This is a genomic window from Vibrio sp. R-1 (assembly GCF_035615595.1).
Lineage (GTDB): Bacteria > Pseudomonadota > Gammaproteobacteria > Enterobacterales > Vibrionaceae > Vibrio > Vibrio cholerae.
The window spans coordinates 36884-63301 of sequence record NZ_WPDC01000011.1 but is presented as its reverse complement, the minus strand read 5'-3'; the positions used below and the strand labels follow the sequence as shown (position 1 = coordinate 63301).

The following is a 26418-nucleotide window of genomic DNA, read 5'->3' as shown; positions in this document are numbered from 1 at the left end:
TATGTATAAATAACCAGTGGCGAAGTCATGATCGATCCCTCTCTATTGCTCGACGGTCTCAACAATAAACAACGCGAAGCGGTGGCAGCGCCACTGGAAAATCTACTGATTTTGGCCGGTGCAGGCAGTGGTAAAACCCGTGTGCTGGTGCACCGGATTGCGTGGCTGATGTCGGTGGAAGAAGCCTCGCCGTTTTCGGTGATGGCGGTGACCTTTACCAACAAAGCCGCAGCCGAAATGCGTGGCCGAATTGAAGAGCTGATGCATGGCACCGCCTCTGGTATGTGGTGTGGGACTTTCCACGGTATTTGCCACCGCATTCTGCGCGCCCATTATCTCGACGCTAAGCTGCTGGAAGATTTTCAGATCATCGACAGTGACGATCAGCAGCGTCTGCTCAAACGCCTCATCAAAGCGCACAATCTGGATGATAAACAGTGGCCAGCACGGCAAGTCGCGTGGTGGATCAACAATCAAAAAGATGAAGGATTGCGCCCGGCGCACATCAACGCCTTTGATCCGGTTACTCAAACTTATCTCAAGCTGTACACCGCTTACCAAGAAGCGTGCGATCGCGCCGGCTTGGTCGATTTCGCCGAGATTTTGCTGCGCGCCCTAGAGCTACTGCGTGGTAATCAGCACATTCGCGAGCATTATCAGGCGCGCTTTAAGCACATTTTGGTCGATGAATTCCAAGACACCAACGCGATTCAGTACGCGTGGCTACGCATGATGGCGGGCGCTCAGTCGAATGTGATGATTGTCGGTGACGATGACCAATCGATTTACGGCTGGCGTGGCGCGCGAGTGGAAAACATCGAAAAATTTACCCGCGAATTTCCGAGCGTGAATACCATTCGACTGGAGCAAAACTACCGCTCCACTAAGACCATTTTGGAAGCCTCAAACACACTGATCGCCAATAACAGCGAGCGGATGGGCAAGCAGTTGTGGACTGAGGGCTTGGTTGGCGAACCTATTTCAGTGTATTCAGCGTATAACGAGCTCGATGAAGCGCGCTTTGTGGTCAGCAAAATCAAAGGTTGGCAGGAGCAAGGCGGCACACTGACCGATTGCGCGATCTTGTATCGCAACAACGCCCAGTCACGGGTACTGGAAGAGGCGTTATTGCAAGCGAGTTTGGCCTATCGAATTTATGGCGGGATGCGCTTTTTTGAGCGCCAAGAGATTAAAGATGCACTGAGTTATCTGCGTTTGATTAATAACCGCAATGACGACACCGCCTTTGAGCGAGTGATTAATACGCCGCCGCGCGGTTTGGGTGATAAAACCCTAGAGACCATTCGCTTTGCCGCGCGCGATCGTGGCTGCACCTTGTGGGATGCCAGTGTCGGTCTGCTCAATGACCAAGTGCTCACTGGGCGTGCTGCGAGCGCGCTGAGCCGCTTTGTTGAACTGATCAACGCCTTGGAAGAGGAAGGCATCGACATGCCGCTGCATGTGCTCACGGACCACGCGGTAAAAACCTCCGGCTTGCTGGAGATGTATCAGCAAGAAAAAGGCGAAAAATCCAAAGCGCGGATTGAAAACTTGGAAGAGCTGGTGACGGCGACGCGCCAGTTTGAAAAGCCAGAAGAAGCGCAGGATATGACCATGCTGACCGCGTTTTTGACCCATGCGGCACTGGAAGCCGGTGAAGGTCAAGCCGATGAGCATGATGATGCAGTACAGCTGATGACCTTGCACAGTGCCAAAGGATTAGAGTTTCCGCTGGTGTTTATGGTCGGTGTGGAAGAGGGCATGTTCCCGAGCCAAATGTCTGCCGAAGAGGCGGGGCGCCTCGAAGAGGAGCGTCGCCTGTGTTACGTCGGTATGACCCGCGCGATGCAAAAGCTCTACATCACCTACGCGGAAATGCGCCGCTTGTACGGGCAAGATAAGTATCACAAACCCTCACGCTTTATTCGTGAACTGCCAGAAGGCTGTTTGGATGAAGTGCGCATGAAGGCGCAAGTCAGCCGCCCAACCAGCACAGGGCGCTTTAGCCAAACCGTAGTAAAAGAAAGCTTTAACGAAACCGGTTTTAATTTGGGCTCACGAGTCCGTCACCCGAAATTTGGTGAAGGCACCATCATTAACTTTGAAGGCAGTGGCCCGCAAAGCCGAGTGCAAGTGGCGTTTAATGGCGAAGGCATTAAGTGGTTAGTGACGGCTTACGCAAGACTCGAGAAGGTGTAGATGGAATAGGGCGGCGACGTTGCTCCCCCCTTTTAGGGGGAGGTCGGGAAGAAATTGCCAAATTGCCCCTAGATACAAAGTAACGATTAACGTTTCTGTTGAGGAGTAAAGTGGTGATGACTTTTCGGGAGAAAAAAGAAAACCCCGGGGGCAAGCCCACCGGGGTTAGAGTCTTACTCGCAGCATTCCAGCTACTAAAAGGTGCTCCCTGCATCTAATCCTTGATAGTACGCTGCAATCCGTCAGCTCAATCCTTGCATCGCCATCCTAGCGGTGTCCTGTTTCTTCCATTACAACTCACAATCCTAGCGAGTTCACATCACTTGTTCCCTGAGCGGTGTCCCTGCCATCATCCTGATGTTCAGTCCTTGCCTCGTCCAGAGGTGTCCATTTCCCATCCTTGTCGTTACCATCCTAGCAACGATTGCGTCCGTTCAATGTCCAATTACGCTTTCCTTGCCGAGCATTCATCCTGAATGTTCGATTCTTCTTCCTGAAGATCACCAATCCTTGGTGCTTTCCTGTTCCGTGTCAGTATCCTTCCGACGAGATTCATCTTACTGAGCTGAGCTTTCTGAACAAGCAAATCGAAGCGATTTCTTGATGTTCGAAATAATGAAATTTTGAACATTTTATTTAAAAACAATTATTTAAGTTGTTTTTGTCAGTGTTTTTTATCGCAGAAAGCGAATTTGTCCTACCGCTTTGTAAGAGATCTCGCACAGCATGATCGGCCAAAGTCGGATCATAGCCATCCGAAGGTTTGTGCTATAGCGCGGCTTGCTTGCCATAAAATCACGCCACCGGCCAAGATAAACACCGCAGCGCATATGCTATCGACGGATCGCGTAATGCGCTGCATGCGTTGTTGCATGGCAGACGTGGTAAGCAGCCAAGCTAAACAGGAGAACCAAGTTAGGGATAAACCAACTAAAATCAGGGCGGCACTCACTTTACCAGACACGGACATGCTGGCTGGGATCAGGCTAGATAACAGGCTGACAAAAAACACGAGAGCTTTCGGGTTCAAGAGATTGGTCATCATGCCTTTTGTGAAGGCTTGACGGCGGTTGCCGAGAATGGAGAGCGCAGGGCTGTGCGTCGGTGTGCTGGCGTTTTTTTTCGCCACCACTGATTGTAAAGCGCCGACCCCCAGATAAAGCAAGTAGCTGCCGCCAGCCAGTTGTAACAGGTTAAACAGCATTGGCTGCTGTTTGACTAAGTAGCTAATGCCGGTCAGGCTCAAAATCAAATGGACTAAAATGCCGCACGACAAACCTAACGCGATCATCACGCCGGTTTTACGCCCGTGCTGGGTGGCGTTTTGCACCACTAAGGCGACATCAGGACCCGGGCTTAATAAGGCAATAAAATGCACACCGGCTAAGGTGGCTAAAATGGACATTTCGTTCATGTTTTCTCCTCACATTATTCACGGAGTATGCCGCGCGGTGAGCGCGAGGAGCTTGTAAATTTTTGACAGCGTGGTTAAGAAAAGCGAGTGATCAAAGAAGGCGAAAGGCCATAAGTGGCTTTGAAGGCTTTACTGAAATGGGCCTGATCATAAAAGCCGACCTGATACGCGACATCTGTGCCTGGTTTGCCACTTTGCAGCAGTTTCATTGCTTGCTCTAGGCGTAGCCGTCGTAACCAAGCGTAAGGCGTGAGCCCCGTTTGCGCTTTAAAATGGCGCTGAAATTGAGTTGGGGAGAGTTGGCACAATTGCGCTAACTGTTCGAGCCGGATCGGTTGGTCAAGCTGGCTGAGTACCCACTCTTTGAGTAGGGCGAGATTGTGTTGGCCAAGCGGTTTGACGGTGGGTTGTTTTAGGTAGCTATAACGCTCAAGCAGCGGAGCAAAGCCTTGATAAGGTAAGCAATCTTTGGCGAGCTGGCTGAGGTTGTCCTGTCGCAGCAAATGGTGAAGTTGCTGCAAGGAGTGAAATAGGGTCGGGTCTTGTACAATCAACTGCTCAAAGCCGATCACTTGCTCAATCTGGTTGGCTTCGAGCGTCTGCTGTAACCATTCAGGTTCAATGGAGAACACTTGTACTTGATAGCCCGTATTACTGTGCGCGTGGCCATCATGCAATTCATCGGGTGACATCAGTACCACACCACCTTGTCCCACTTGATGCCAAGCCCCTTGGTGATAAAAACGTTGTACACCTTGGGTGATGAGACCGATATGGATATCCAGATGATAGTGACGCTCAAACGCAAACTGGCGATAGTCGGCTTCAATCAGACTGATCGCGGGGTAAGCGCTGGGGCGATAATTCACTGTATCCATAGAGACCAAAAAGTAGGCTAAGTTACCAAAATCTTAAGCGGTGAGTCAGAGCTTGTCTTGTAAAAAATGATCAGTGCCTCTTCGCGTGGGTGGGAAAAATGAGGTGCGAGTAAAAAATGATGGACAGACTCTGCCCATCACTTTTTGAGTTAACGCTTACTCGCCGATGGCGACGCCTTCACGGCGAGGGTCAGCGGCTCCCTCAAGACCTTGCGCGGTAATACGAATGGCGTGCAGACCTGAGTTGAGCTCTTTGATCCCGACCTTTGCCCCCAAACTTTCCAGCGCGGGCTTGAACTGCTCGGCGGAGGTGCCTTGTTCGAGCTCGATTTCGCCAAAACGATTCAGCACATGCGGTTGATTGATCGCGGCTTGAATATCCATATCCCACTGAATGTGCGCAATCAGTGCTTGCGCCACATAGCCAATAATTCGGCTGCCACCGGGTGAGCCAATCGCCAGATAGGGTTGGTTATCCTGCAAGACAATGGTCGGTGCCATTGAAGAGCGTGGGCGTTTGCCCGGCTCTAGGCGATTGGCAATCGGGCGACCTTCACTTTGCGTGGCAAACGAAAAATCGGTTAGTTCGTTGTTGAGCAAAAAGCCGCGCACCAACAAGCGTGAACCGAACGCGTTTTCGATCGAGGTAGTGAAGGAAACCACGTTGCCTTCACGGTCAACAATATTAAAGTGGCTGGTGGAGGGCAGTTCTATCGACTGATCGGGGCTGCGTAGCTGCGCATGATGCCAAGGCGGATTGCCTGCTGGCGCACTGGTCAGCGCTTTGCCGGGTTGTATGAGTTTAGCGCGCTCGGCCAGATAGGTTTTATCCAATAAGCCTTGGGTCGGAACGGGCACATAATCTTGATCCGCCATGTACAAGCCGCGATCGGCAAACGCCAGCTGTGAGGCATCACCCAACACTTGCCATGATTTCACATCCTGCGCGCCCCAACCTTTAAGATCGTACTGCTCGGTGAGGGTGAGAATTTGTCCCACTGTCAGACCGCCTGAGCTGGGTAACCCCATGCCGCAGACTTGATAGCTTTGATAAGCCGCGCACACGGGCGCACGCTGTTTAACTTGGTACGTATCAAAATCTTGTTGAGCGAGCACACCGGGATTGCCCGGCGCATTTTGCACCGTGGCGATGATGTCTTTGGCAATGTCACCTTGATAGAAGGCGGAAGCGCCTTGCTGTGCGATGGCTCTGAGAGTGGCGGCGTAGTCCGGGTTTTTCAGTAAAGTGCCGGCTGTGAGGGGTTCACCTTGTGCATCAAAAAAATAGGCTTTGGTGGCAGGAAAACGGCCTAAACGCTCTTTATCTTCTGCAATGAGTGCCGCGAGGCGAGGACTTACCTCAAAGCCTTGCTCGGCGAGTTTGGCGACAGGTTCAATCAAGCGCGCCCATTCCAGCTTGCCGTATTGGCGATGGGTTTCCCACAGCAGTTTGACCGTGCCGGGAGTACCAACCGAGCGACCGCCGACCACGGCATCGTAAAATTTCATTGGCTGACCTGTACTATCTAAAAACAGTTCAGGTGTGGCGTTGAGTGGCGCGGTTTCGCGGCCATCGAACGTAGTGAGCGCTTTTTTCTTGGCATCCCAGTAGACCAAAAACGATCCACCGCCAATGCCGGATGATTGAGGCTCAACTAGGCCCAGCATCAGTTGTGTCGTCACCATGGCATCTATCGCGTTGCCGCCTTGGCGTAAAATCGAAGCCCCTGCTTCGCTCGCCAGTGGGTTAGCCGCCGTGACCATCCAGTTTTTGGCTTTGACTAACGATTTGTGCTCAAAGCCGGTGGCTTGTTCTGGCGCAACCGCATCGGTGGCTTGATTCGGGGTAGCTTGTGCAGCCATCGCAAACATCAGCGCAGGAAGCGCCAAAGGGGTATGAGTCCAATTCATGCCCATCTCCATTTTCGTTGTTATGAAGAGGTCATGTTAACGTTGGGTTAAAGTTTTGTTCTAGCGGCTTGTTGGCTAATTCGATGATTTATGCAGCAATGTCTCAGGATTGAACGAGTTAGACGAGGTGGAATAGGGAGGTAAGCCGGGATCGCTTACCTCGGTAGCGAGCTCTAACGTGCACGCCGTGCGGCGTGTCCTGCTTTTAACCCATCAACACTGAAGATGACCAAGGCACTCCAAATGAAAGCAAAGGTGATCGCTTTATCGCTGGTAAAGGCTTCACCGTAGACCAGAACTGCGAGCAAAAACATCAAACTCGGGCCGATATATTGGAAAAACCCAAGCGTTGAGAGTTTGAGACGCGCTGCGGCTCCGGTAAAACAGAGCAGGGGCAAGGTAGTCACGACGCCCGCGCAAACCAAGAGCAGATTGAGCTGCCAAGTGTTGAGTGCCATATCACTGGTTGGTGTATCGGCGAGCCAGATTAGGTAGATGGCGGCGGCGGGCAGCATAAACAGGGTTTCAAGGAACAAGCCTGTTTGCGCATCGACTTGGATCTTTTTACGCAGCAGACCATAAAAGCCAAAGCTGGTGGCAAGGGCAATGGCCACAATCGGCACTGAGCCAAACACCACTAACTGAATGCCCACGCCAATGGCGGCAAGCGCGACCGCAAACCACTGCAATTTACGCAGGCGCTCGCCGAGAAACAGCATGCCGAGCAGCACATTGAGTAGCGGATTAATGTAGTAGCCCAAACTGGCATCCAGCATATGGTTAGCGTTGATTGACCAGATAAAAATCAGCCAGTTACCCCCCACGAGCAAAGCGGTCACTAACAGCAGCCAAAATTTGCGCGGAGTGTGTACTACGCCAACGACGCTGCGCCAGCGACGACCAAGGTGAATCAGTACTGCGAGCAACACAAATGACCACACGACCCGGTGGCTAAGGATTTCCAGCGCCGATACGGCGCCAAGTGCTTTGAAATAAATCGGCGCAATGCCCCACATGGTGTATGCGCTGATCGCGAGCAAAATTCCTTTTTTGGCATCTTGTTGGTCGGGTGTCATGAACAACTTCTCTGGTTATGGTGATGACCGCTTTGGCGGCGGTAGCAGCGAAGTATAACCTGAGAATCGTACACTGTACGTATTTTGCGGTTTTATTCACCGAGTAACCCCTCTACAATAGCCAGCTTGTTGGCGACCCATGACTCTTACTTTGCACTCTATTGATATGACCGCGACTTTAATGGCTGAATCTTCTGCTCTCTTTGCCACTCCTGAACGTGTTTTGCACGAGGTGTTTGGCTATCAGCAATTTCGCGTCGGTCAGCAAGAGGTGATTGAGGCGGCGCTGGCTGGGCGTGATAGCTTGGTCATTATGCCGACTGGCGGTGGTAAATCACTCTGTTACCAGATCCCTGCGTTGGTGCTGGAAGGGGTCACGTTAGTGATTTCTCCCCTGATTTCGCTGATGAAAGATCAGGTTGACCAGCTTAAAGCCAACGGTGTCGCCGCTGAGTGTGTCAATTCCACCTTGGCGCGCGAGGAGCTGATCGCGATTTATAACCGCATGCATGCTGGCCAGCTCAAGCTGCTGTATGTGTCGCCAGAGCGGGTATTGACCGCCGAGTTTATCGAACGGCTCAGCCATCTGCCGTTAGCCATGATTGCGGTTGATGAAGCGCACTGTATTTCGCAATGGGGACACGATTTTCGCCCGGAATACGCCTCATTAGGCCAGCTTAAGCAGCGTTTCCCGAATGTGCCGGTGATGGCGCTGACGGCGACTGCGGATGACGCGACCCGTCACGACATTATGCAGCGTTTGCAGCTCAATGAGCCGCATCAGTATCTGGGCAGTTTTGACCGCCCGAACATCCGCTACATGCTGGTGGAAAAACATAAGCCGGTTTCGCAAGTGATTCGTTATCTGGAAACGCAGCGTGGGCAGTGCGGCATCATCTATTGTGGCAGCCGTAAAAAAGTGGAAATGCTCACTGAAAAGCTGTGCGGCAACCACATTCGCGCCGCCAGTTACCATGCCGGGATGGACGCCGATGAACGCGCTTGGGTGCAAGAGGCGTTTCAGCGTGATGACCTGCAAATTGTGGTGGCGACCGTGGCGTTTGGCATGGGGATTAATAAACCCAACGTGCGCTTTGTGGTGCATTTTGATATTCCACGCAACATTGAATCCTACTATCAGGAAACTGGCCGCGCAGGGCGTGATGGCCTGCCTGCTGAAGCCATGATGCTGTACGACCCTGCCGACATGAACTGGCTGCGCCGCATGCTGGATGAAAAGCCCGATGGCGCGCAAAAACAGGTTGAAAGCCACAAACTCACCGCCATGGGCGCGTTTGCTGAAGCGCAAACTTGTCGCCGCCAAGTGTTGCTCAATTATTTTGGCGAATATCGCGATAAGCCATGTGGTAACTGCGATATCTGCCTCGACCCGCCCAAGCGTTTTGATGCCACGGAAGAGGCGCGCAAAGCGCTGTCGTGTGTCTATCGCGTCAATCAAAACTTCGGGATTGGCTATGTGGTGGAAGTGCTGCGCGGGATGCAGAACATCCGTATTCGCGAGCATGGCCACGACAAAATCACCACCTACGGCATCGGCCGCGATCACAGCCACGATTACTGGGTGAGTATTTTCCGCCAACTGATCCACAAAGGCATGCTCTACCAAAACATCACGCGTAACTCGACATTGCAACTGACCGAAGAAGCGCGCCCTTTGCTGCGCGGTGAAATGAATATTGAGCTGGCGGTACCGCGTTTAGATACCGCGGCGCGCGCGGCAAAATCCGATAAGTTGTCGGGCAAAAACTACGACAAAAAGCTGTTTGCCAAACTGCGTAAGCTGCGTAAATCGATCGCCGATGATGAAGGCTTACCACCGTATGTGGTGTTCAGTGACGCCACCTTGATTGACATGGCGGAGATCATGCCAACCTCTTACGGCGAAATGTTGGCGGTGAATGGGGTTGGGCAGCGCAAGCTGGAAAAATACGCCGACCCGTTTTTGGATCTGATTCAGGAGCATTTGACCTATCATGGCTGAGTTTGGTTTAGGTGAATACCTTGCCGCGGAAGGGCGCTTGATTGTGCGCGCCGAAAACTTCGATTTTGAGGCTTTTGCTGAAACCGCTTTGCGTTTGGTGAACCTGCTTTCCGCTCGGGTGTTGGAAAAGCAGTGCGATGCGGATCTGCACACTTGGCTGATCGATTTCGAAGGTTGCCATTTGCTGCTGCGCGGCGAGCATTACAGCCAATCATTGTGGCTGGAAACCCTAACCGCAGGTCAGGGCGATGAGGAGCTGGCGTTTATTGCCAAGCTCTTACCGCCGACCTGCAACGCCAAGTAGTTTGGGTATAGGTATCACATTCAACGCATCTGGCGAATGTCGGAAGAAATGTCATCGATCAACTGCCGCGCGGACGTTTCACGCTGCTGAGTGAGGGTGAGAAAAATCAGGTCGGTCAGCACGTTTTGCGCGGTACGCGAAGCAATCGCAGAGCTGCGGTGCTGCGTTTCATCGGCAATCGTATCCAGCGCCAGATCGGCCAGTTCACGTAAGCGATTTTTGTTCGGTGTGGTCAGGGCAATCACTTTCGCACCTTGCTGTTTGGCCGCTTGTGCTGCAATCAGAATTTCGCGCTTTTCTCCCGAAAATGAAATCGCAATCAGCACATCTTGGCTATGTAAGGTGCGAGCGGTCGCGATCTGCACATGGCTATCTTGCTCCGTGAGCGCGGTAATACCGAGCTTGAGCAGCTTAAATGCGAGATCTTTGGCGACCAGTGCTGAGCCACCAATCCCGATGATCTGTACCCGCACCGCTTGCTGAATCCAGCTGATCGCCTCACTAAACTCATCCAAACGCAGGGCATTGGTCGTGTGAAACATGGCTTCGGTTTTGGTTTGCACCAGTTTTTGGGCAATTACGGCGACGGGGTCATCGGCCAAGATGTTGCTGTGTAAAGGCTGGTTGACCATGACTTGTTTGCGTCCCAGCTCTTCGGTGAGGGCGAGTTTAAATTCGCTGTAGCCTTTAAAACCAAGCCGTTGGGTAAATTTGACTATGCTCGATTGGCTCACATTGGCCCACGCGGCCAAATCTTGGCTGGTCATTGCTGCCGCCTGCGCCGCATTGGCGAGAACCCAATCACCAATCTGGCGGCCACTCTCGGAAAGTTGGGTGCGACGGCTGACGATGCGTTGTAGTACGGACATTTTTTACACTCCTAATGAATAAATTATTCCATTGTAGGAATAATGCCTGCCACGCTTCACTCTTTCTCAATCAATAGCTTCATGGTTGAACATTTATTTTTCTTGATGCTTTTCACGATTATTCCAAAAAACGACTGCTTAAAGAATAACCTTAATTGTGATTCTTATCACCAAAATGGAATATTTTATTCCATAGAATCGCCTCAATTCGAAATTTGCCGAGAAGCCTTATGAAGATTGATTTAACCCGCTTAGTGACCGAAAGCCGTAATCCAGCCAGTGAGCAGATTGATACCTTGTCCACGTTGGACATGCTGCAAGTGATTAACCGACAAGATCAGTTGGTCGCCTTGGCGGTCGCGCAAACCTTGCCACAAGTCGCGCAAGCGGTGGAAGCGATTACCGCTGCTTTTGCTCAAGGAGGACGCTTGATTTATATGGGTGCAGGCACGTCTGGTCGTTTAGGGATTCTGGATGCGAGTGAATGTCCGCCGACCTACGGTAGCAAGCCTGAGCAGGTGATTGGCTTGATCGCCGGTGGACATACGGCGATTTTGAAAGCAGTCGAAAATGCTGAAGACAACCGCGAGCTAGGCCAAAGCGATCTCAAGTCCCTGAACCTTAATGAAAAGGATGTGCTGGTTGGCATCGCGGCCAGTGGCCGTACCCCTTATGTGATTGCGGGAATGGAGTACGCACGCTCAGTCGGTGCCACCGTTGTGTCACTGGCGTGTAATCCGGGCTGCCCGATGGAGGCGTGCGCGGATATTGTGATTACCCCGGTAGTGGGTGCGGAAGTGGTTACTGGCTCATCACGCATGAAAGCGGGCACTGCGCAGAAACTGGTGCTCAATATGCTGACCACGGGAGCGATGATCAAAAGTGGCAAAGTGTTTGGCAACTTGATGGTGGATGTGGAAGCGACCAATGCCAAGCTCATCCAACGGCAAACCAATATTGTGGTGGAAGCGACGGGGGTGAGTGCTGAGCAAGCGGAAGCGGCATTGGCCGCGTGTGGTCGCCACTGCAAGACTGCGATTTTGATGATTTTGGGCGGTTTTAGCGCAGAGCAAGCCGCACAAAAACTGGCGCAGCACCAAGGCTTTATCCGCGCAGCGCTCAACCAAGAATAAACAGCAGAGAGAAGGAGCCGATGATGGCCAAAATAACCCAAACCATGATGGCACAAGTGCTGTCTCTGGTGGGCGGCAGTGGTAACGTCGCCAAATGTGGTAACTGCATGACTCGCTTGCGTTTAACGCTGAATAATTCTGCGCTCGCCGATCATGCGGCGTTGAAAAAAATTTCCGGAGTGATGGGTGTGGTTGAAAGTGACGCGCAACTGCAGATCATCCTCGGTCCCGGTAAAGCACAAACGGCCGCGGATATGATGAATGCCTTGATTGAATCGGGCGACAACGTGGCACCTTCAGTGAGCGAGGCGGATCTCTCCACGATTGCCGCGCAGCAGAAAAAGCAGATGAAGAGCAAGCAAACCAGTGCGGTACAACGCTTTTTGAGCAAGTTTGCCACCATTTTTACCCCGCTGATCCCCGGATTTATTGCCGCAGGCTTGCTGCTGGGCATTGCGACTCTGCTTGAGCAAATCTATGTGGTTGGCCAAACCCCGAGCGAGTTTATGCTCGATCTGGTGGCTTACCTCAAAGTGTTTGGCAAAGGGCTGTTTGCGTTTCTTAGTATCTTGATTGGCTATAACGCGCAGCAGGCATTTGGCGGCTCTGGCGTGAACGGAGCGATTCTGGCTTCGCTGTTTGTACTCGGTTATGACCCAGAAGCAACCAAAGGCATTTACTCGGGGATGAGTGAGTTCTTCGGCTTTGCAATTGACCCGCGTGGCAACATCATCGGGGTATTACTGGCGGCAATTTTAGGCGCGCAAGTGGAACGTAAAGTGCGTGAATACATGCCGGATGATTTGGATATGATCCTGACATCGGTGGTGACTTTGCTGATCATGGGCGCGGTGACTTTCCTTATCATCATGCCTATCGGCGGTGAGCTGTTTAAAGGCATGTCATGGCTGTTTTTAAACCTCAATGATAACCCACTCGGTGCTGCCATCTTGGCCGGTTTGTTCTTAATCTCGGTGGTGTTTGGTATTCATCAAGGTTTTGTGCCGGTTTATTTCGCGCTGATGGAAGCGCAAGGCTTTAACTCATTGTTCCCGATCCTTGCCATGGCAGGCGCTGGGCAAGTGGGTGCTTCACTGGCGCTGTACGCGAGAGCCAAAAAAGAGACCACGATTCGCACCCAAATTAAAGGGGCGATCATCTCGGGCATTCTCGGCATTGGTGAGCCACTGATTTATGGCGTGACGCTACCGCGGGTGAAGCCTTTTGTCACCGCCTGTATTGGCGGTGCGGCGGGCGGCTTCTTTATCGGTCTCATCTCTTATTTGGGGCTGCCGGTTGGCCTCAATACGGTGTTTGGCCCATCCGGTGTGGTGGCGATTCCTCTGATGACGTCAGCCGAAGGTATTTTTGCGGGTATGGCGGTGTTTGTCGGTGGTTTGCTTATCTCGTATACCGTTGGCTTTGCGGCTACCTACTTCTTCGGTTGTAAAGACATCGATCTGAGCTAAGTGGGTTCCCTGTAGGTTATCCCCTCATCAAATTGGGGATCGCAAAAGCGCCCAATCTAGGGCGCTTTCTTTTCAACGATTCAAGCTTTTCAACGATTCAAGACGCTACTTCTTGGTGATTTTATCTAAGTAGCCCATCGCAAAAGCCGATACCACAAAAGTAATGTGCAGCAGCAAGTACCATTTGATTTTGTCACTTTCGATGTTTTCGGTATTCATAAACACTTTGAGCAGATGAATGGATGAGATGGCCACAATCGAAGCAGATACTTTGTTTTTCAGCGAGCTGGTATCAAGCTTGCCTAGCCAACCGAGTTTATCTTCGCTCTCATCGACATCGAGTTTAGACACGAAGTTCTCATATCCGGAAAACATCACCATCACGATAAGGCCGCCCACCAGCGACACATCAATCAAAGAGAGTGCGACTAGGATTAGGTCCACTTCTTTGATGGTAAAAATGTTTGGCAGTAGGTGGAAAATTTCTTGGAAGAATTTAATACCTAGCGCGAGCAGCAGCAGGCTTAAGCCAAGATAAATCGGCGCCATAATCCAACGTGAAGAATAGAGAAGTTTTTCGATCAAACGTTCCATAGGTTTCCAAGTACTAATAGCTAATAGGTTAGGGGATTAAATAAAAGCCCCGAATCAACGAGGCTTTAAGGGTTATTCGATGTTTTGGATCTGAATATCTAATTATAGTTAATTTTTTATTATTTATCATAATCTTATTTTTTGTTTTGTTGCTTTTTTTCATTTATGTAACCAATTATGTAACCAGTCTGTAGATGCGTATCTCTGGATAAATATGGCGATAATTTAAATAACAGCAATATCAATTAGCCCTGCTTTCTTATAATTGAGTTCATTCTTAGCTAAGTTTAAGATCGATTCGACTTTATCGTGTCTGCCTTTTTCATACCAAATGGCTGTGATACCAAGGCGTAAAAGCTCCGCATTCCTTTTCACTAGGTCTTCTTGCGTTTCTGGTGCCTGCTCGATTGCAAAGTGCTGAGGGAAGAGAAAATCACCCTCCAGCTCCTTTACATGCTTGAATACCTGGATGGTTCTGTCATTGCTTAGACTGCATCCAACAAACAGCAGACTACTGTTTTTGAAGTAATATCGCAGTACTTTTGGAATCGGTCGCTGCAAGTCTAATTCTTCTTCGCCATAAGCTGTATCGTATTGTGCCTTACCCAAAATGCACCTTTGGGGGTACTTGATGTCTCCATGAATTTTGATGATGGTTACACTTTCTGGATTAGCTTTATCCATTGCAGTCATTCCATTGATGACCTGTAGGCTGCCCTCTGAACCAGTATCGAACACCTGCTCCAGTAGGCGATCATAGTTCGTTGTGATTAGAGTGTCCGAAAAAAGTTCAGCGATACGCAATGTGATATCTTCAATACTGCCTGTTTTAGAGAAAACATCTCGTATTTCTTGAGCAAATACATCTGGCCCGCAGGTCTGCTCAATATGTTCAATTACTTGTTCATATTGACCAGCAGAAAGCCAGCTTTCTATCTGATCAGCTGCTATACCTGCTGTTTTTCCTTGTTGGCGCAGGTGGTTTGCCCATGTAGGGAAACCTCCAGCTACAGACACACCTGCACCTACAAAGGGAACAACTATTTCATCACAAAGCCTTTCAACTAGCTGGTTAAAGTGCTGTTCATTCCGCTCGAACCAATGCTCACCGTCAACGTAATTTTCTTGGAAAAATTCCTTACTCAAAACGTCATGACGGCAGTCTAAGCGATATGCCCTCAATGCTTGATCATAAGCTGCTTTATCACCTGCGTAGAATGCTTTACTTGGATGAGATAGATTACCTATGCCTAATTGTTTCAGTAGTGCGCTAGATACTTCTGCACTGCCTTTATCAATCCATTCATTAAAATCGCTAAATAACTCAAATAAGTGATGTTTGTCATCTTTACACCAGCCTTCCATTTGCTCAGTCATAAAAACCTCTAACTCAAAGACTGATAAGCTATTGCGTCTGCGATATCTAACTGAGTACTTTGTGCACTGTTAATTCGCTTTATCAGTGAATCGCAAATAGATAAAAGCTTTTCAGATTGAACAGCAATTCTCTTTTGCTCTTCAATTGGACTTATTGGAACTAAAAGTTCCTCCCACTTTCCTCTATTAAGGATTGGAGTAGCAGAACCCGTTGCCTTATCCAAAACGGATTCATAAAAATATTTTGTAGATAAAGCAATATTCAAAAAAGTTGGGGATATAAATAAAGGGCGAATTGCATTTATTTGTTGATTAAAAGCTATTCTTTTTTTAGAGATTGTACTTTTACCTATAGAGCCACCTATACAAACCATTAAGATATCACCAGGTAAAGCCTCGGTGCTGTTTTCCATTCCAAGTTCAGAAATATGCTTCTCCGACTCTAACATTTTACCATTTGGTGTTATTTGCCCAGGCCCAATAAATTCAATGTTTCCATCGAAATATTCAGGGTTCTTAGTGCTTGGGGTTTTTCCTGTTGCTCCAATTCCTAAACTACCGAGCCTAGCCCATTCCCACCCAGAAGGTAGTGGAAAAGGTTTCTCGTCTTCTGTAATTTCAGGCAATTGTTTTTGTTTCTTTATTTTTTTTTCTTTGATTAATTGTGCTTTTTCGGTGGCTATTTTTTCTAACAGTACAGATGCTGGTTCATCGTTTTGTTCTTGTTGAACAAGTTTACCCATTACAGCTAGCTGCAAGATGGTTTGTTTGAGCTGTTCGACGCTGTTCTCTGTAGTGAACAAAACATCGAAATTTTCAGAAATTCGCTCCCAAGCTTGTTGGAATTGTTCAGCACCATTTTCACTGCTAGACGCACTATCGATAAGTGCTTTGAGCAGTGTTGAAACTAATATTTCATGGGCATCAATGCTAGCATCAGTTTGTTGTTCAAGCTGATCACAGAGAATATTCAGAGATTCTAAGCAGTTAACAATTTTTATTTGCTCAGATTTTGGTGGCAACCCGACTACAATAGGATAGATTTTTCTTCCAGAAATCACAGGTTGTGCTGTAGCATTTTCATTTTCTTTTAAATTCGTACCTTTTAACAGCCAGAATAAAAATTTTATATCAATGTTCTCTTCAGAAAATGTTGTGATAAATGCGTTATCAGTTACCCACGCTTCCTCAGGTGTGATATGGATAGAGCCACAATAAAAACCAACGCGTCCTATAACAATTGTTTGTTTATCTACATTACCTGAGTCATGGTAACCAGTAATCCCATTTCCCCCAAAAACTGGGATGCTCCCTTCATTATTCATCTGTGCAGCGGTCAAGCCGTTACCTGATGATATTTGAATAATATCATTAAGACGAACAAACTCCCAGCCTTGAGGCTTCTTATATGGCATTTCATCTTCTGATATTGTTGGCAGTTTCTTTTGTCGTTTTAATTTTTTTTCTTTTATTAATAAATCCCTTTCTTCAGATATCCTAACCAGAAGTTCACTTGCTGGCTCGTTGCTTGAGTCTTGTGGCACTAATAAGCCGCGAACTGCTAACTCTAATATCAGTTCTCTAAGTTTTTTTATTCCGTATAGCTCAAGTTTTGCACTACTTCCACGTCCCGCTGATGACTTTGTTTTTATCGCTGAAGTCCAAATATCGATCTGCTCAGTAATTAGGTTTTCAACTTTGTTCATTAAGCATCAGCTCCTTCGCTAGAAAGAGCATCTGACAAAATGTTTTTTAGTTGATCACGCAGTGATTGTATCTCATTTAATTGTTCCGCATATTCTTTCAAAAGTTCTTCAGGATCGTGATTAACTTGTTCACCAACATGAGGGTTCTTTATATCCAAGTTGTAGTTTCGAGTGATGATATCTTCAATACTCACTTTCCAAGCTTGCTCGGTTTCAACTCTGTCTTTGAAATTGTCTTCTTCGTTGCCCCACCAGTCAATTTCAGTGATGAATTCCTCAAACTTCATTGGCTTTGACTTATTGTAACTAGTCACGCCATCAGGGTATGGATGTTCATAAAACCAAATGTGGGGAGTAGCAGGATGCTGAGCTTCGGGCTTTTTAGTGAAAAATAGAATATTAGTTTTGATACCTGTGTAAGGTGCGAATACACCATTCGGTAAGCGAACAATGGTATGCAGATTACATTTCTCGACTAACTCTTTCTTAAGCCGAGTTTTCATACCTTCGCCAAATAAAAAACCATCAGGTAAAACAACGGCAGCACGACCATTGCTTTTTAATAGTTTTACAACTAGTGCCATGAATAAATCAGCAGTTTCACGGGTTTTGTATGTCGTTGGAAATTGATTTTCTACACCATCTTCTTCCATTCCACCAAATGGTGGGTTAGTTACAATAATATCTACACGATCTTTTTCCCCGTAGTCTTTATATGCTCTTCGGCTAAGCATATTGTCATGCTCAATTTGAGTCGGAGTGTCAATGCCATGTAAGATCATATTGGTAGTACAAAGCATATGAGGCAAAGCTTTCTTCTCGACTCCATAAATACTTTTAGCAAGTATTTCCTCATCAGCATTCCCATTAACGTAATTTTTCCGCTTATGGTCGATTGAACATGATAAGAAACCACCTGTTCCGCATGCTGGATCTAGTACGCTTTCATCAAGCTTAGGGTCAATACGATTCACTATAAACTGGGTTACCGCTCGTGGTGTATAAAATTCACCTGCGTTACCTGCACTTTGTAAATCTTTTAGTATTTGTTCGTAAATGCTGCCAAAGGTATGGCGGTCTTTAGTATTGTTGAAGTTAATCTCACATATCTTATTGATAACCTGACGCAATAGTGTGCCAGACTTCATATAGTTATATGTGCCTTCAAACACATTACGTATTACTTTCGCTCGTTGTACTTTAATAATTTCAGATTCATCTTCTGACGTAGTTTCGATGGCTAAGGTTTGAAGCTTAGGGAATAATTTCTCATTAACTAATTTACTTAGCTCGTCACCAGTTTCTCCTTCAGGGTCTGCTGCCCAGTTTCTCCAACGCAAATCTTCTGGAATAGGAGACTCAAAATCATCTTCCAGTAGTTCTAGCTCAGCTTCTCTATCATCATAAATTTTTAAGAAGAACATCCACACGAGTTGACTGATACGCTGCGCATCACCGTCTACACCGACGTCTTTTCGCATAATATCTTGGATTGACTTAATAATACTGCTTACATTACTCATGCTGTTTGTTCCTGACTAAATAGCTCTTTTTCAAGTTCTTGTACTGCGTCTTCGTAGTTTGCCTTGCCACCAAAAACGTCATTAATTATTTCTACAGGGGTGCCAACATTATCGAAAGGCTTCAACTTCAATACTTTAGGGCTTTCAATAGTGGTAATGCCTTCATCAGCATACTTCTCTAGTAAGCCCTCTATGACCGCTCTCGCTTTATCGCCGTACTTAGTAAAGTAGTTACGCTTCTTAACATTATTAGCACGCTCAGCTCGCGTTAAAGGTGGTTGGTCGAAGGCTATATGGCATATAAGATCGAAGTCGTCATAACCTTTGCCAATTTCCTGAGCTAACTTAGGAAGTTCGATGCCATACTCTTCCAGTTCTTTAATAATGGCTTCCTTCTTTTTTGTTTCATTCCACTTTTTCAAGAAGTCATCCAGTGAAGTGTATTCTTTCAATATGCTTTTTCGACTGTAGTCTCTATACGATTCGGTAAAAAGTTTCCCGTCTTCCCCCAGAACCTCTACACGTTCGCCCTTGATTTTTACTTCAAGGCCGCTGACTCGAATTTTTTTAACACCTTCGCTTTCACCCGCGTCATCACCGCTATTATCGTCATCATCGCTTGGCTCTGGATCAGGCGGAACAGGATCATCATCATCGCCTGGTTCATAAATTACTACTGGTTCGCCATCAAAATCAGGGTCTCTAAATAGCTCTGTAGCATTTTTAAAGTCCATAATGGTAAAAAAGTATTTGTTTTGTTCTTCTTCAATGCGAGTACCACGACCAACGATTTGCTTGAAGGTTGTCATGGACTTTATGCTTTTATCTAGAACAATAAGCTTACATGTTTTGGCATCAACACCTGTTGTCAAAAGTTCAGACGTTGTAGCAATGACAGGGTACTTGCTTTCAGGGTCAATAAAATTATCTAGTTCAGCTTTACCTTCCACACTATCCCCTGTAATTCTCATTACGTACTTATCATTTTCAAGCGCAAGAGGGCCTGCTGCATTCCGAATAGCCTTACGCATACGCTCAGCGTGGTCTATGTCTTCACAAAAGATAATAGTTTTTTGGTATGGGTCATTTGTCGCTCTGAGTAGTTTCATAACTCGTTCTGCGACTAATTTCGTTCGTTTATTGAGTACCAATATACGATCCATATCAGCTTGGTTGTATTCACGCTGCTCGATTTCATTTCCTAGGTCATCTTTCATACCTGGAGGAGGTGTCCACCCATCAACGTCTTTGTCAATATCGATACGAATGACTTTGTATGGTGCTAAAAATCCGTCTTGGATTCCTTGCTTTAAAGTGTATGTGTAAATCGGTTCACCAAAATAGGTGATGTTTGATACGTATTCTGTCTCTTTGGGTGTTGCGGTTAAACCTAATTGAACTGCGCTTGAGAAATAATCAAGTATCTCTCTCCATGCTGAGTCATCGGCTACGCTTCCGCGGTGGCACTCATCAATAACAATTAAATCAAAGAACTCAGGGGAGACATTCTTGAATATTTTATCTTCTTCATAGGGGCCAGTAAGTGCTTGATATAGACCTAAATAGACTTCGTAAGAAGGGTCTATTTTGCGATTTTTAATTTTAGTCATGACGGAGCCAAAAGGCTTAAAGTCATTAACTAGAGTTTGATCGGCAAGGATGTTTCTATCAACCAAAAATAGAATGCGCTTAGCCTTCTTGGCTTTCCATAGACGATAGATTATTTGGAAAGTGGTGTAAGTTTTTCCAGTTCCTGTTGCCATAACTAACAGCAGGCGCTTTTGACCTTTGGCAACGGCTTCAATTGTTCGATTGATTGCTTCCGTTTGGTAGTAACGTGGAGATTTACCAGACCCGTCTTCATAGTAGGGTTCAAGTACTAACTCTTCTTCATCATCTTCGATATTTCGATAAGTTTTGTATCGCTTCCAAAGTTCTTGTGGTGAAGGGAAAGCTTCCATAGGAAACTCGCATTCGATATCTTCGCCAGCTCTGGGCACTTTATTGCTTGACGCAAAGGCGTCTCCGTTGGAGCTAAATGCACTTGGTACATCTAGGATTTCAGCATACCCTAATGCTTGTTGCATTCCATGACTAACGCTGTAGTTATTTTCTTTTGCTTCAACAACAGCAACTGGAACGCCCTTTTCCCACTGAAGGACATAATCAGCAAATTTTTTCTTTTTCTTGTTTCGTGAAGAAAGATTGCCTCGAACGACAACAGGGCCTGGAGTTAAGGTCACTTCTCGGCGAATTTGCGTCATTTCATCCCAGCCTGCTTTCACTATTGCAGGAGTAATGAATTTAGCTTTGATATCAGATTCACTGAGTTCTTTTTTTTCTTTATCGTCCATTAGTTATCCTTTTATCAAAGCGAGCTTTTCTTTTGCTCTTCAATCCAAGCTTCAAGATCTTCACGCTTGAAACGCCATGCACCGCCTACTTTAAAGCCTGGCAGCTTGCCTTCGGCAGCCAATCGATAAGCAGTTTTTTCAGCTAACTTTAGATACTCTGCGACTTCCTGGAGCGTTAATATTTGATCAGTCATAAAACTACTCTCATATGGATTAATGGGAGTATATGAGAAAATTGAGGAGCCGACTAGAAAATAGAGTCGAATTTGAGAGCTAATTTAGCTCTCTTCTTGATTAGTCATCCGTTAATATTGGTTTAATTCAGCCGTAGGCTGGGATAAATCAAAGCTTCTAGATTTAAAGCTCTAGATCTTCTGTTACTTCACGTATACCCATGATATATCTTTCTGGAACAAGCTCAGTAGCTAGTCTTGCTGAGTTCTCTCTCGACATCATAGCAGCTAAGCAGAGTTGTCTTTCACTTTCGTTAATTGCTCTTCCAGTGTCATTCACGCCAAGTCGCTCATCAATTTCTCGGCGGTTACAGAAAAAATGAGATTCGTCTTTATGACGGCTTGCTGCAACGTAGGTATTCGCTCTATCCATGCCTGCGGTATAGTAAATAAATGTATTACCATCGATGGTAGTGCCCTGAGCGCTATAAACAGTAAGCGCATACGCTAGGCACAAGTTGGTTCCTAGTTCATCACGATATTCCGATGCTAAGAATGTAACGACTCGTTTATCATCGGTTGCTATAGTAAAGCGAACATCACCACCAGGGCATCTCTGAAGCTCTTGTATTGTACCCAACGTCCCATTTGACACTTTTAAGTGTCGGTAGTCATTTCGACAAAACTTAACACGATCACCTTTTGAGTATTCAAACTCAAACTGTTTGTCGCTGACGCTACAAACCAAGGACAAATTTTCCTGTCCGACTCTACCTTCATTGATATGTATGTTTCGAATCAACATGCTCAACTCTTTAACATCTCTCCATCGTTGAGCCATCACTAGTGTCGATTTTTCAGGATTATTCTTCTGATATTGATACCAGTGGGCAATTAAAGTATTTTTGACTACGTCACTGGAGTCTTCCCAATGAAGGCAGTCATGTGCCTTGAGAGATTGGAGAGCTTGAACACTTTTGCCATCTCTAAAATCGGCTACTGTTTGTCTAGCCCAGTTGAGGCGCTGTCTTCTAATGTTCTCAATTCTCTGCGTGCCAATAATTTCAGGCCTAGACAAGTATCGTAATGCTCCGCCTCGAGTGATTGCGTCAAGCTGTTTATCTTCTCCACTCAAAATCAACTTGCAGTTAGCCTTGTCTGCACAGTACAAAAGCTGCTGTAAGTAATGGCTTGGAACTTGACCAGCTTCATCGACTACTAAAACGTCAGTATTAGAAAGAGGGTTGGTACCACTCTCGATTTTAGTCAACAGACTTGAGATTGTGCATGATTCTATACCAGTTTCCTCATATAGGTTATCTGCGGCTTTCTTTGCAATACAAGTACCTAGCACTTTATATCCGAATGAAGCATAAGCATATCGAGCGGCAAGCATCAAAGTCGTTTTTCCCGCACCAGCACTTCCTTGAGTTATGTTTAGATCTGGCCCACTTAAGGCAGCAAATATTGCTTCCAACTGTTCTTCATCAAACCCAAATCCCAGTTCATCCTCTGCCGATTTAACGGCTGAATATATTGCTTTTTTACTGATATTTTTACTCGTAGTTGTAGCTAATTGCTTAGCCAGCTTAATCATTGATTGCTCGTTATCTAGAACTGTTAATGTTGTATATATTGGTTCATCAGGGCTTTTTGCAGTTAACTCAACGACTTCACTACTTTTAATTATTTGTCCCACATATTGTTCTGCTTCTTTGGCGCTTAGCCCTGCGGCTACTGCATTAATTGCAACTTCATAGCAAAGATCTTGAGGCCTAAAAGTTGCTGTTTTTTCAGTCAGATCTTCGAGTATCAAGTTCGTTTCGATGAATTGTGAAGTCTGGGGTGGCTCATTAGATCTAATCGCTTGTAACAACTGCTCGTTGCAACCTAATGCCGTTAACTCAGCCTGCCAATTCGAAATAAGCTTCTGATGATTAACAGGTTGTTTATGCCGACGTGTCGCTAACTTCAAGTGGCTACCCGCTTTACTAGCACTGCTATTAATGCCTCGATTGGTTAGTTCCTTGCTGATGGATTCCGAGCGTTTTGAAAAGAAATCACACAAGCTCTTACTAATCCCTTTCACGTGGAATGAATCACCATCTTGCTCTAGTTGAAATCCTAATGATCTGACTTGTAATGCAAGTTCAGCACGATAGATTGCGCCAGCAGCTTTTTGCCATCGATATATCTTCCTAGAGTCAATACTTCCCCATGAGCCATCAGTTCGAGGAGCGAGATTGCACACCAAGTTATGTGTGTGTATCTGAAAATCAAGCTCTCTTGAGGTGCAATGGTCAAAACTAGCAACAACCAAGCCAGCGGTACTTTCTGTGCGTTCACCTGCTTTACCTCTTCGAGTAACCGCTGCATTACGCTCAATAAAATCAATGGATGCTCTCACTGCCAACTTCTGAGCGTTTTGTATTTTCTGTCTCATCTCTTCATTGCCGCGGGCCCATAACAGGCTAACGCTTTTAGGTGCACTTAGGCATAAATCCCACGCGTAACGTCTTTTGTCGCTGCCAGCATTTTGTACTAGCGGCTTTCCTGTAGGGGAGTAGCCATGCATTAGGTTTTGATAATCTGTTTTGGAAACCAGTTTATCTTGTAGGCTTAACTGCTGAGCGCCAAGACCATACCAAACACCAGGAGGTTCACCACCGTCAACGTAATAATCTTCTTCGGTTAAGTTGCTGTAATACTCAAGATTGTTTACTGGGCTGATTGTTAGCATTTTAGAGTCCTTTTGGTTAGTCTGTTTTTCTTCTCCTTTACTTGAATGCTTTTTCGTTTAGATATCCATGCCGCAGGAATGTGTTCCTTTGCTACGGATGCGCTAGAAAATAAGGGCCAGCGAAGCTTATAGGTAGCATTCCAACCTGGTATAAATAAATACCCATTCACACCTTCCCATCCAGCAGGTTTTAGCTGAGTTAGCTCAAATTCTTCAACCAGTGGTTCTTTACTCCGTTGCCAATTCGAGTTCGGCTCTAATGATGAAGGACGTTCAACGATTCGCTCTCCAAAGATTTTGGCTGTATGTCTCGCATCCTCACCAGCAGGCCCAATGCGTAGTGATATAACGGTAGACAAAAGGTTCAGCATAGCGTCAGTATTATTTTGCGAATAAAGGTCTACCAACCTTGATATAGACTGAGTTGAGATGATAGAACGTGCTCCTTTGGAACGGGCAAGTTCAAGCCACTTTAGTAACATCGGATTCACTGGGAGATTTGCCGCTTCATCAATAACAAGCCAAGTTCTTCTCGTTTCATCATCACTTTGAGCCAAGTAGTAACGAGTCATAAGTGATATCAGTGCATTACAAAGAGGGGCCCCAATAGCTTCATATCTGCTATCAGATTGGATAATAATGATTTTTTTATCCGTTTGTTTACCAACCCATTTTTTAATAGAAAAGCCTTTACTATCAATGTTAGGCCAAGCGGCAGCCAACGCTTCAAGCCAACTTAATTCAGTTATTAGATTGACGTAGAAGCCTTGCGTTGTTTTACTTTTTTCAACAATGAAAGACTTTGCTATAGGAAAGTATCTCGTAAGATTTTCCAGCATATCTTCTTGAGGTAGTGACAATAACTGTGCTAATTCCACCCAACCCCAAGGTTTCCTTTGACCGATCAGGCTTACCAGCATCCCCACAAAAATTAATCTGGCACCTTTCACCCACATCTCATCTTTCGATTTGTTGGTTGGTATTAGACAGTTCGCAATAAGGTAAGCGTCTTGTTGAGTTAAAACGTCAGCACTAATGAACCATTGCGTTCCTCTTGAATCCCAGGGGGCGATAAGAACCGTAGAGTTTTCATGATAGAAACTACGTGTATACTCCTTTTTTTCATCAAAAATTAGTGCACTATCACCTCGATTTATTATTGAATCCAACATGGGCTTAACTACCATTGATTTCCCAGCTCCAGTTGTCCCGAGCACTAAAAAGTTTGTCTGTTCTCTACTACTGCTAATAGCTATTTGAGGGTGAATATTGATGCCATCCGCAGTCCGCTTATCACGCTTCAAATCCTGTTTGTGATTACTCGTTGCGTGCTTTATCGCTTGCTTCCCGTGATATAGCTTAGGGCCTTTTATGTGAACAAGGTTTTCCCTACCACCGTCAACCCAAAGTAGTTTCTTCGTTAAGTAGCAGGCGACAATCGCAGCAATAATTAATGGCAGGGAAATATGGATATAGAATTTGGTGCGTAAACCGTACTCATCAAGTAGGTACCAATACTGATTCCACCCATCTGTAGATTGAACTGGAAATAGCAACCAAAATGCATGTTTAATTGAAGAGAAATGCATGTCGAAGTGACCCCAGCTTGCATCCTCTCCCCAAGTCCAGGTTAATTGAACTAAGCCGCAGAACAATAGTCCCCAGAATATCAAATACAAAATAACCATCTGGGGCCAAAGTTGATATCTTGAGTTTGGCGAATGACTCATCTAGTCCTCCCTCAAGTTCTTATTGATCTTCTTAGCTGCTATACGACGTTCTTGATCATCTAAATTTGCAACCGCAGCTACGATCTCAAAGCTCTTCTTCATCATGCGTTGTTCAAGTTCGCGAAGTTTTGTATTTATATCCTCTTGCTGTTTGTGATTGTTCCAAGCAATACGAACCATCTCTGCTATTGCTACGTTGTTTCGTTCTGCATCGCGAAGAAGAATGAAGTAGTCATTTAGACTGAACCTTACGGTCACTGATTTAGTAGTATTTGAACTCATTTTCTTCTCCAAAGTGAAATCAACGAGTTCACTACCTTAGATATTGAAAAAACTTGGTTTTTTCTTTTACTATGTCTTCGCTGCGCACCGCTTGAGATTTCGGCCTCTGTTTCCCCAGTATTGTGGCTTAGCAGTGAATTCACTTTACTACCGTGCTGCACCCCACGATGCGTTAGGGTCTGTTGTCCTCCTAATTGAGGAATAGCAAACTCTCGGTAACGTTGAATTGCAGTCAAAACCAATGGCATTTGCTTGTACGTTGGATTTCCATCTGGTCGATTGACCAACATATTTGCAGCTTCAGAAGCTACGCTTGATATATCGGAATCTGGTACATAAAAGCTATATTGATGTTCTGCATAACAAATAGCTCCTGCGATCATGTATGCAATTTCTTTAACGTGCACTTCAGACACTAATGCGAGTTCAGCTTGGTTATTTTCAAGTAAGATCGCGCAATACATTTCACAACGTTTTGAGGAGTTCATAGCTTGACCTCCTGAGTGCGTTTGGACTCTAGCCATTGTTCGATTACGGTTCTTTCCCAGGCAATGATGCGCCCCAATTGCAAGGGTTTTGGCATTTCCCCACTTCTACACCATCTCCATATAGTGCTTTTACTTACACCGAGTTCTTTTGTCAGATCTCCGCAACGGATTAATATTGTTTTATTGGACATATCTT

At 46.3% G+C, this 26418-nt stretch carries 21 protein-coding genes; 5 read left to right on the top strand and 16 right to left on the bottom strand.

Features of this window, described 5'->3' with window-relative positions; all coding sequences use genetic code 11:
• Window positions 1-27 precede the first annotated feature (27 nt).
• Window positions 28-2199 carry a DNA helicase II gene (uvrD, locus tag GOU96_RS04340; protein WP_267781385.1) on the top strand — a complete coding sequence of 724 codons (2172 nt, stop codon included), beginning with the start codon at window positions 28-30 and terminating at the stop codon, window positions 2197-2199.
• A gap of 745 nt (window positions 2200-2944) precedes the next feature.
• On the opposite strand, the gene GOU96_RS04335 is transcribed toward uvrD, so the two are convergent.
• The 4 genes from GOU96_RS04335 to rarD all read right to left on the bottom strand — a co-directional run bounded on the left by GOU96_RS04335 (window position 2945) and on the right by rarD (window position 7418).
• Window positions 2945-3613, bottom strand: a complete 669-nt coding sequence (locus tag GOU96_RS04335) for a LysE family translocator (RefSeq protein ID WP_001004610.1) — start codon at window positions 3611-3613, stop codon at window positions 2945-2947.
• Between the two features lie 74 nt (window positions 3614-3687).
• The gene (locus tag GOU96_RS04330) at window positions 3688-4491 is read right to left on the bottom strand and encodes an AraC family transcriptional regulator (protein WP_000381934.1); all 804 of its coding nucleotides are present in this window, start codon (window positions 4489-4491) and stop codon (window positions 3688-3690) included.
• Between the two features lie 156 nt (window positions 4492-4647).
• Window positions 4648-6402, bottom strand: a complete 1755-nt coding sequence (gene ggt / locus GOU96_RS04325; protein ID WP_162810232.1) for a gamma-glutamyltransferase — start codon at window positions 6400-6402, stop codon at window positions 4648-4650.
• Between the two features lie 173 nt (window positions 6403-6575).
• The gene (rarD, locus tag GOU96_RS04320; RefSeq protein ID WP_001889839.1) at window positions 6576-7418 is read right to left on the bottom strand and encodes an EamA family transporter RarD; all 843 of its coding nucleotides are present in this window, start codon (window positions 7416-7418) and stop codon (window positions 6576-6578) included.
• A 226-nt stretch (window positions 7419-7644) separates the two neighbouring features.
• Here rarD and recQ point away from each other — a divergent pair, with 226 nt between their 5' ends.
• Window positions 7645-9480: an ATP-dependent DNA helicase RecQ gene (gene recQ, locus GOU96_RS04315; RefSeq protein ID WP_001918120.1), complete on the top strand. Its 1836-nt coding sequence runs from the start codon at window positions 7645-7647 to the stop codon at window positions 9478-9480.
• Window positions 9473-9784, top strand: a complete 312-nt coding sequence (locus GOU96_RS04310) for a DUF3630 family protein (protein WP_001913811.1) — start codon at window positions 9473-9475, stop codon at window positions 9782-9784. The genes recQ and GOU96_RS04310 overlap by 8 nt, the downstream gene beginning before the upstream one ends.
• Window positions 9785-9804: 20 nt before the next feature.
• Here GOU96_RS04310 and GOU96_RS04305 read toward each other — a convergent pair whose 3' ends face one another.
• Window positions 9805-10653: an SIS domain-containing protein gene (locus GOU96_RS04305; protein WP_000114972.1), complete on the bottom strand. Its 849-nt coding sequence runs from the start codon at window positions 10651-10653 to the stop codon at window positions 9805-9807.
• A 230-nt stretch (window positions 10654-10883) separates the two neighbouring features.
• Between GOU96_RS04305 and murQ the strand changes: the two genes are divergently transcribed.
• Window positions 10884-11786, top strand: a complete 903-nt coding sequence (murQ, locus tag GOU96_RS04300; protein ID WP_187372185.1) for an N-acetylmuramic acid 6-phosphate etherase — start codon at window positions 10884-10886, stop codon at window positions 11784-11786.
• A gap of 23 nt (window positions 11787-11809) precedes the next feature.
• On the top strand, window positions 11810-13255 hold the full coding sequence (gene murP / locus GOU96_RS04295) for a PTS N-acetylmuramic acid transporter subunit IIBC (protein ID WP_267781380.1): 1446 nt from the start codon (window positions 11810-11812) through the stop codon (window positions 13253-13255).
• Window positions 13256-13360: 105 nt separating this feature from the next.
• Here murP and GOU96_RS04290 read toward each other — a convergent pair whose 3' ends face one another.
• From GOU96_RS04290 to GOU96_RS04240, 11 genes are all read right to left on the bottom strand, one after another.
• Window positions 13361-13849 carry a TIGR00645 family protein gene (locus GOU96_RS04290; protein WP_000440285.1) on the bottom strand — a complete coding sequence of 163 codons (489 nt, stop codon included), beginning with the start codon at window positions 13847-13849 and terminating at the stop codon, window positions 13361-13363.
• A 225-nt stretch (window positions 13850-14074) separates the two neighbouring features.
• Window positions 14075-15226: an SIR2 family NAD-dependent protein deacylase gene (locus GOU96_RS04285; RefSeq protein WP_267781378.1), complete on the bottom strand. Its 1152-nt coding sequence runs from the start codon at window positions 15224-15226 to the stop codon at window positions 14075-14077.
• 8 nt (window positions 15227-15234) lie between these two features.
• The gene (locus GOU96_RS04280; RefSeq protein WP_267781376.1) at window positions 15235-16932 is read right to left on the bottom strand and encodes a restriction endonuclease subunit S; all 1698 of its coding nucleotides are present in this window, start codon (window positions 16930-16932) and stop codon (window positions 15235-15237) included.
• Window positions 16932-18455: a type I restriction-modification system subunit M gene (locus GOU96_RS04275; protein ID WP_267781374.1), complete on the bottom strand. Its 1524-nt coding sequence runs from the start codon at window positions 18453-18455 to the stop codon at window positions 16932-16934. Before GOU96_RS04275 ends, GOU96_RS04280 begins: the two co-directional genes overlap by 1 nt.
• Window positions 18452-20809, bottom strand: a complete 2358-nt coding sequence (gene hsdR / locus GOU96_RS04270) for an EcoAI/FtnUII family type I restriction enzme subunit R (protein ID WP_267781372.1) — start codon at window positions 20807-20809, stop codon at window positions 18452-18454. Before hsdR ends, GOU96_RS04275 begins: the two co-directional genes overlap by 4 nt.
• 14 nt (window positions 20810-20823) lie before the next feature.
• A complete protein-coding gene (gene mads1, locus GOU96_RS04265) occupies window positions 20824-21003 on the bottom strand; it encodes a methylation-associated defense system helix-turn-helix domain-containing protein MAD1 (RefSeq protein ID WP_267781370.1) in 180 nt (59 codons plus the stop codon).
• A 163-nt stretch (window positions 21004-21166) separates the two neighbouring features.
• A complete protein-coding gene (mobF, locus tag GOU96_RS04260; RefSeq protein WP_267781368.1) occupies window positions 21167-23722 on the bottom strand; it encodes a MobF family relaxase in 2556 nt (851 codons plus the stop codon).
• Window positions 23716-25452 (bottom strand): type IV secretion system DNA-binding domain-containing protein, encoded by a 1737-nt coding sequence (locus GOU96_RS04255; RefSeq protein WP_267781366.1) that lies wholly within the window; start codon window positions 25450-25452, stop codon window positions 23716-23718. The genes mobF and GOU96_RS04255 overlap by 7 nt, the downstream gene beginning before the upstream one ends.
• Complete coding sequence (locus tag GOU96_RS04250) at window positions 25453-25734, bottom strand: hypothetical protein (protein WP_267781364.1); 282 nt, start codon at window positions 25732-25734, stop codon at window positions 25453-25455.
• The gene (locus GOU96_RS04245) at window positions 25731-26222 is read right to left on the bottom strand and encodes a hypothetical protein (RefSeq protein WP_267781362.1); all 492 of its coding nucleotides are present in this window, start codon (window positions 26220-26222) and stop codon (window positions 25731-25733) included. The genes GOU96_RS04250 and GOU96_RS04245 overlap by 4 nt, the downstream gene beginning before the upstream one ends.
• Window positions 26219-26413, bottom strand: a complete 195-nt coding sequence (locus GOU96_RS04240) for a helix-turn-helix transcriptional regulator (protein ID WP_108186122.1) — start codon at window positions 26411-26413, stop codon at window positions 26219-26221. Before GOU96_RS04240 ends, GOU96_RS04245 begins: the two co-directional genes overlap by 4 nt.
• Window positions 26414-26418 lie beyond the last annotated feature (5 nt).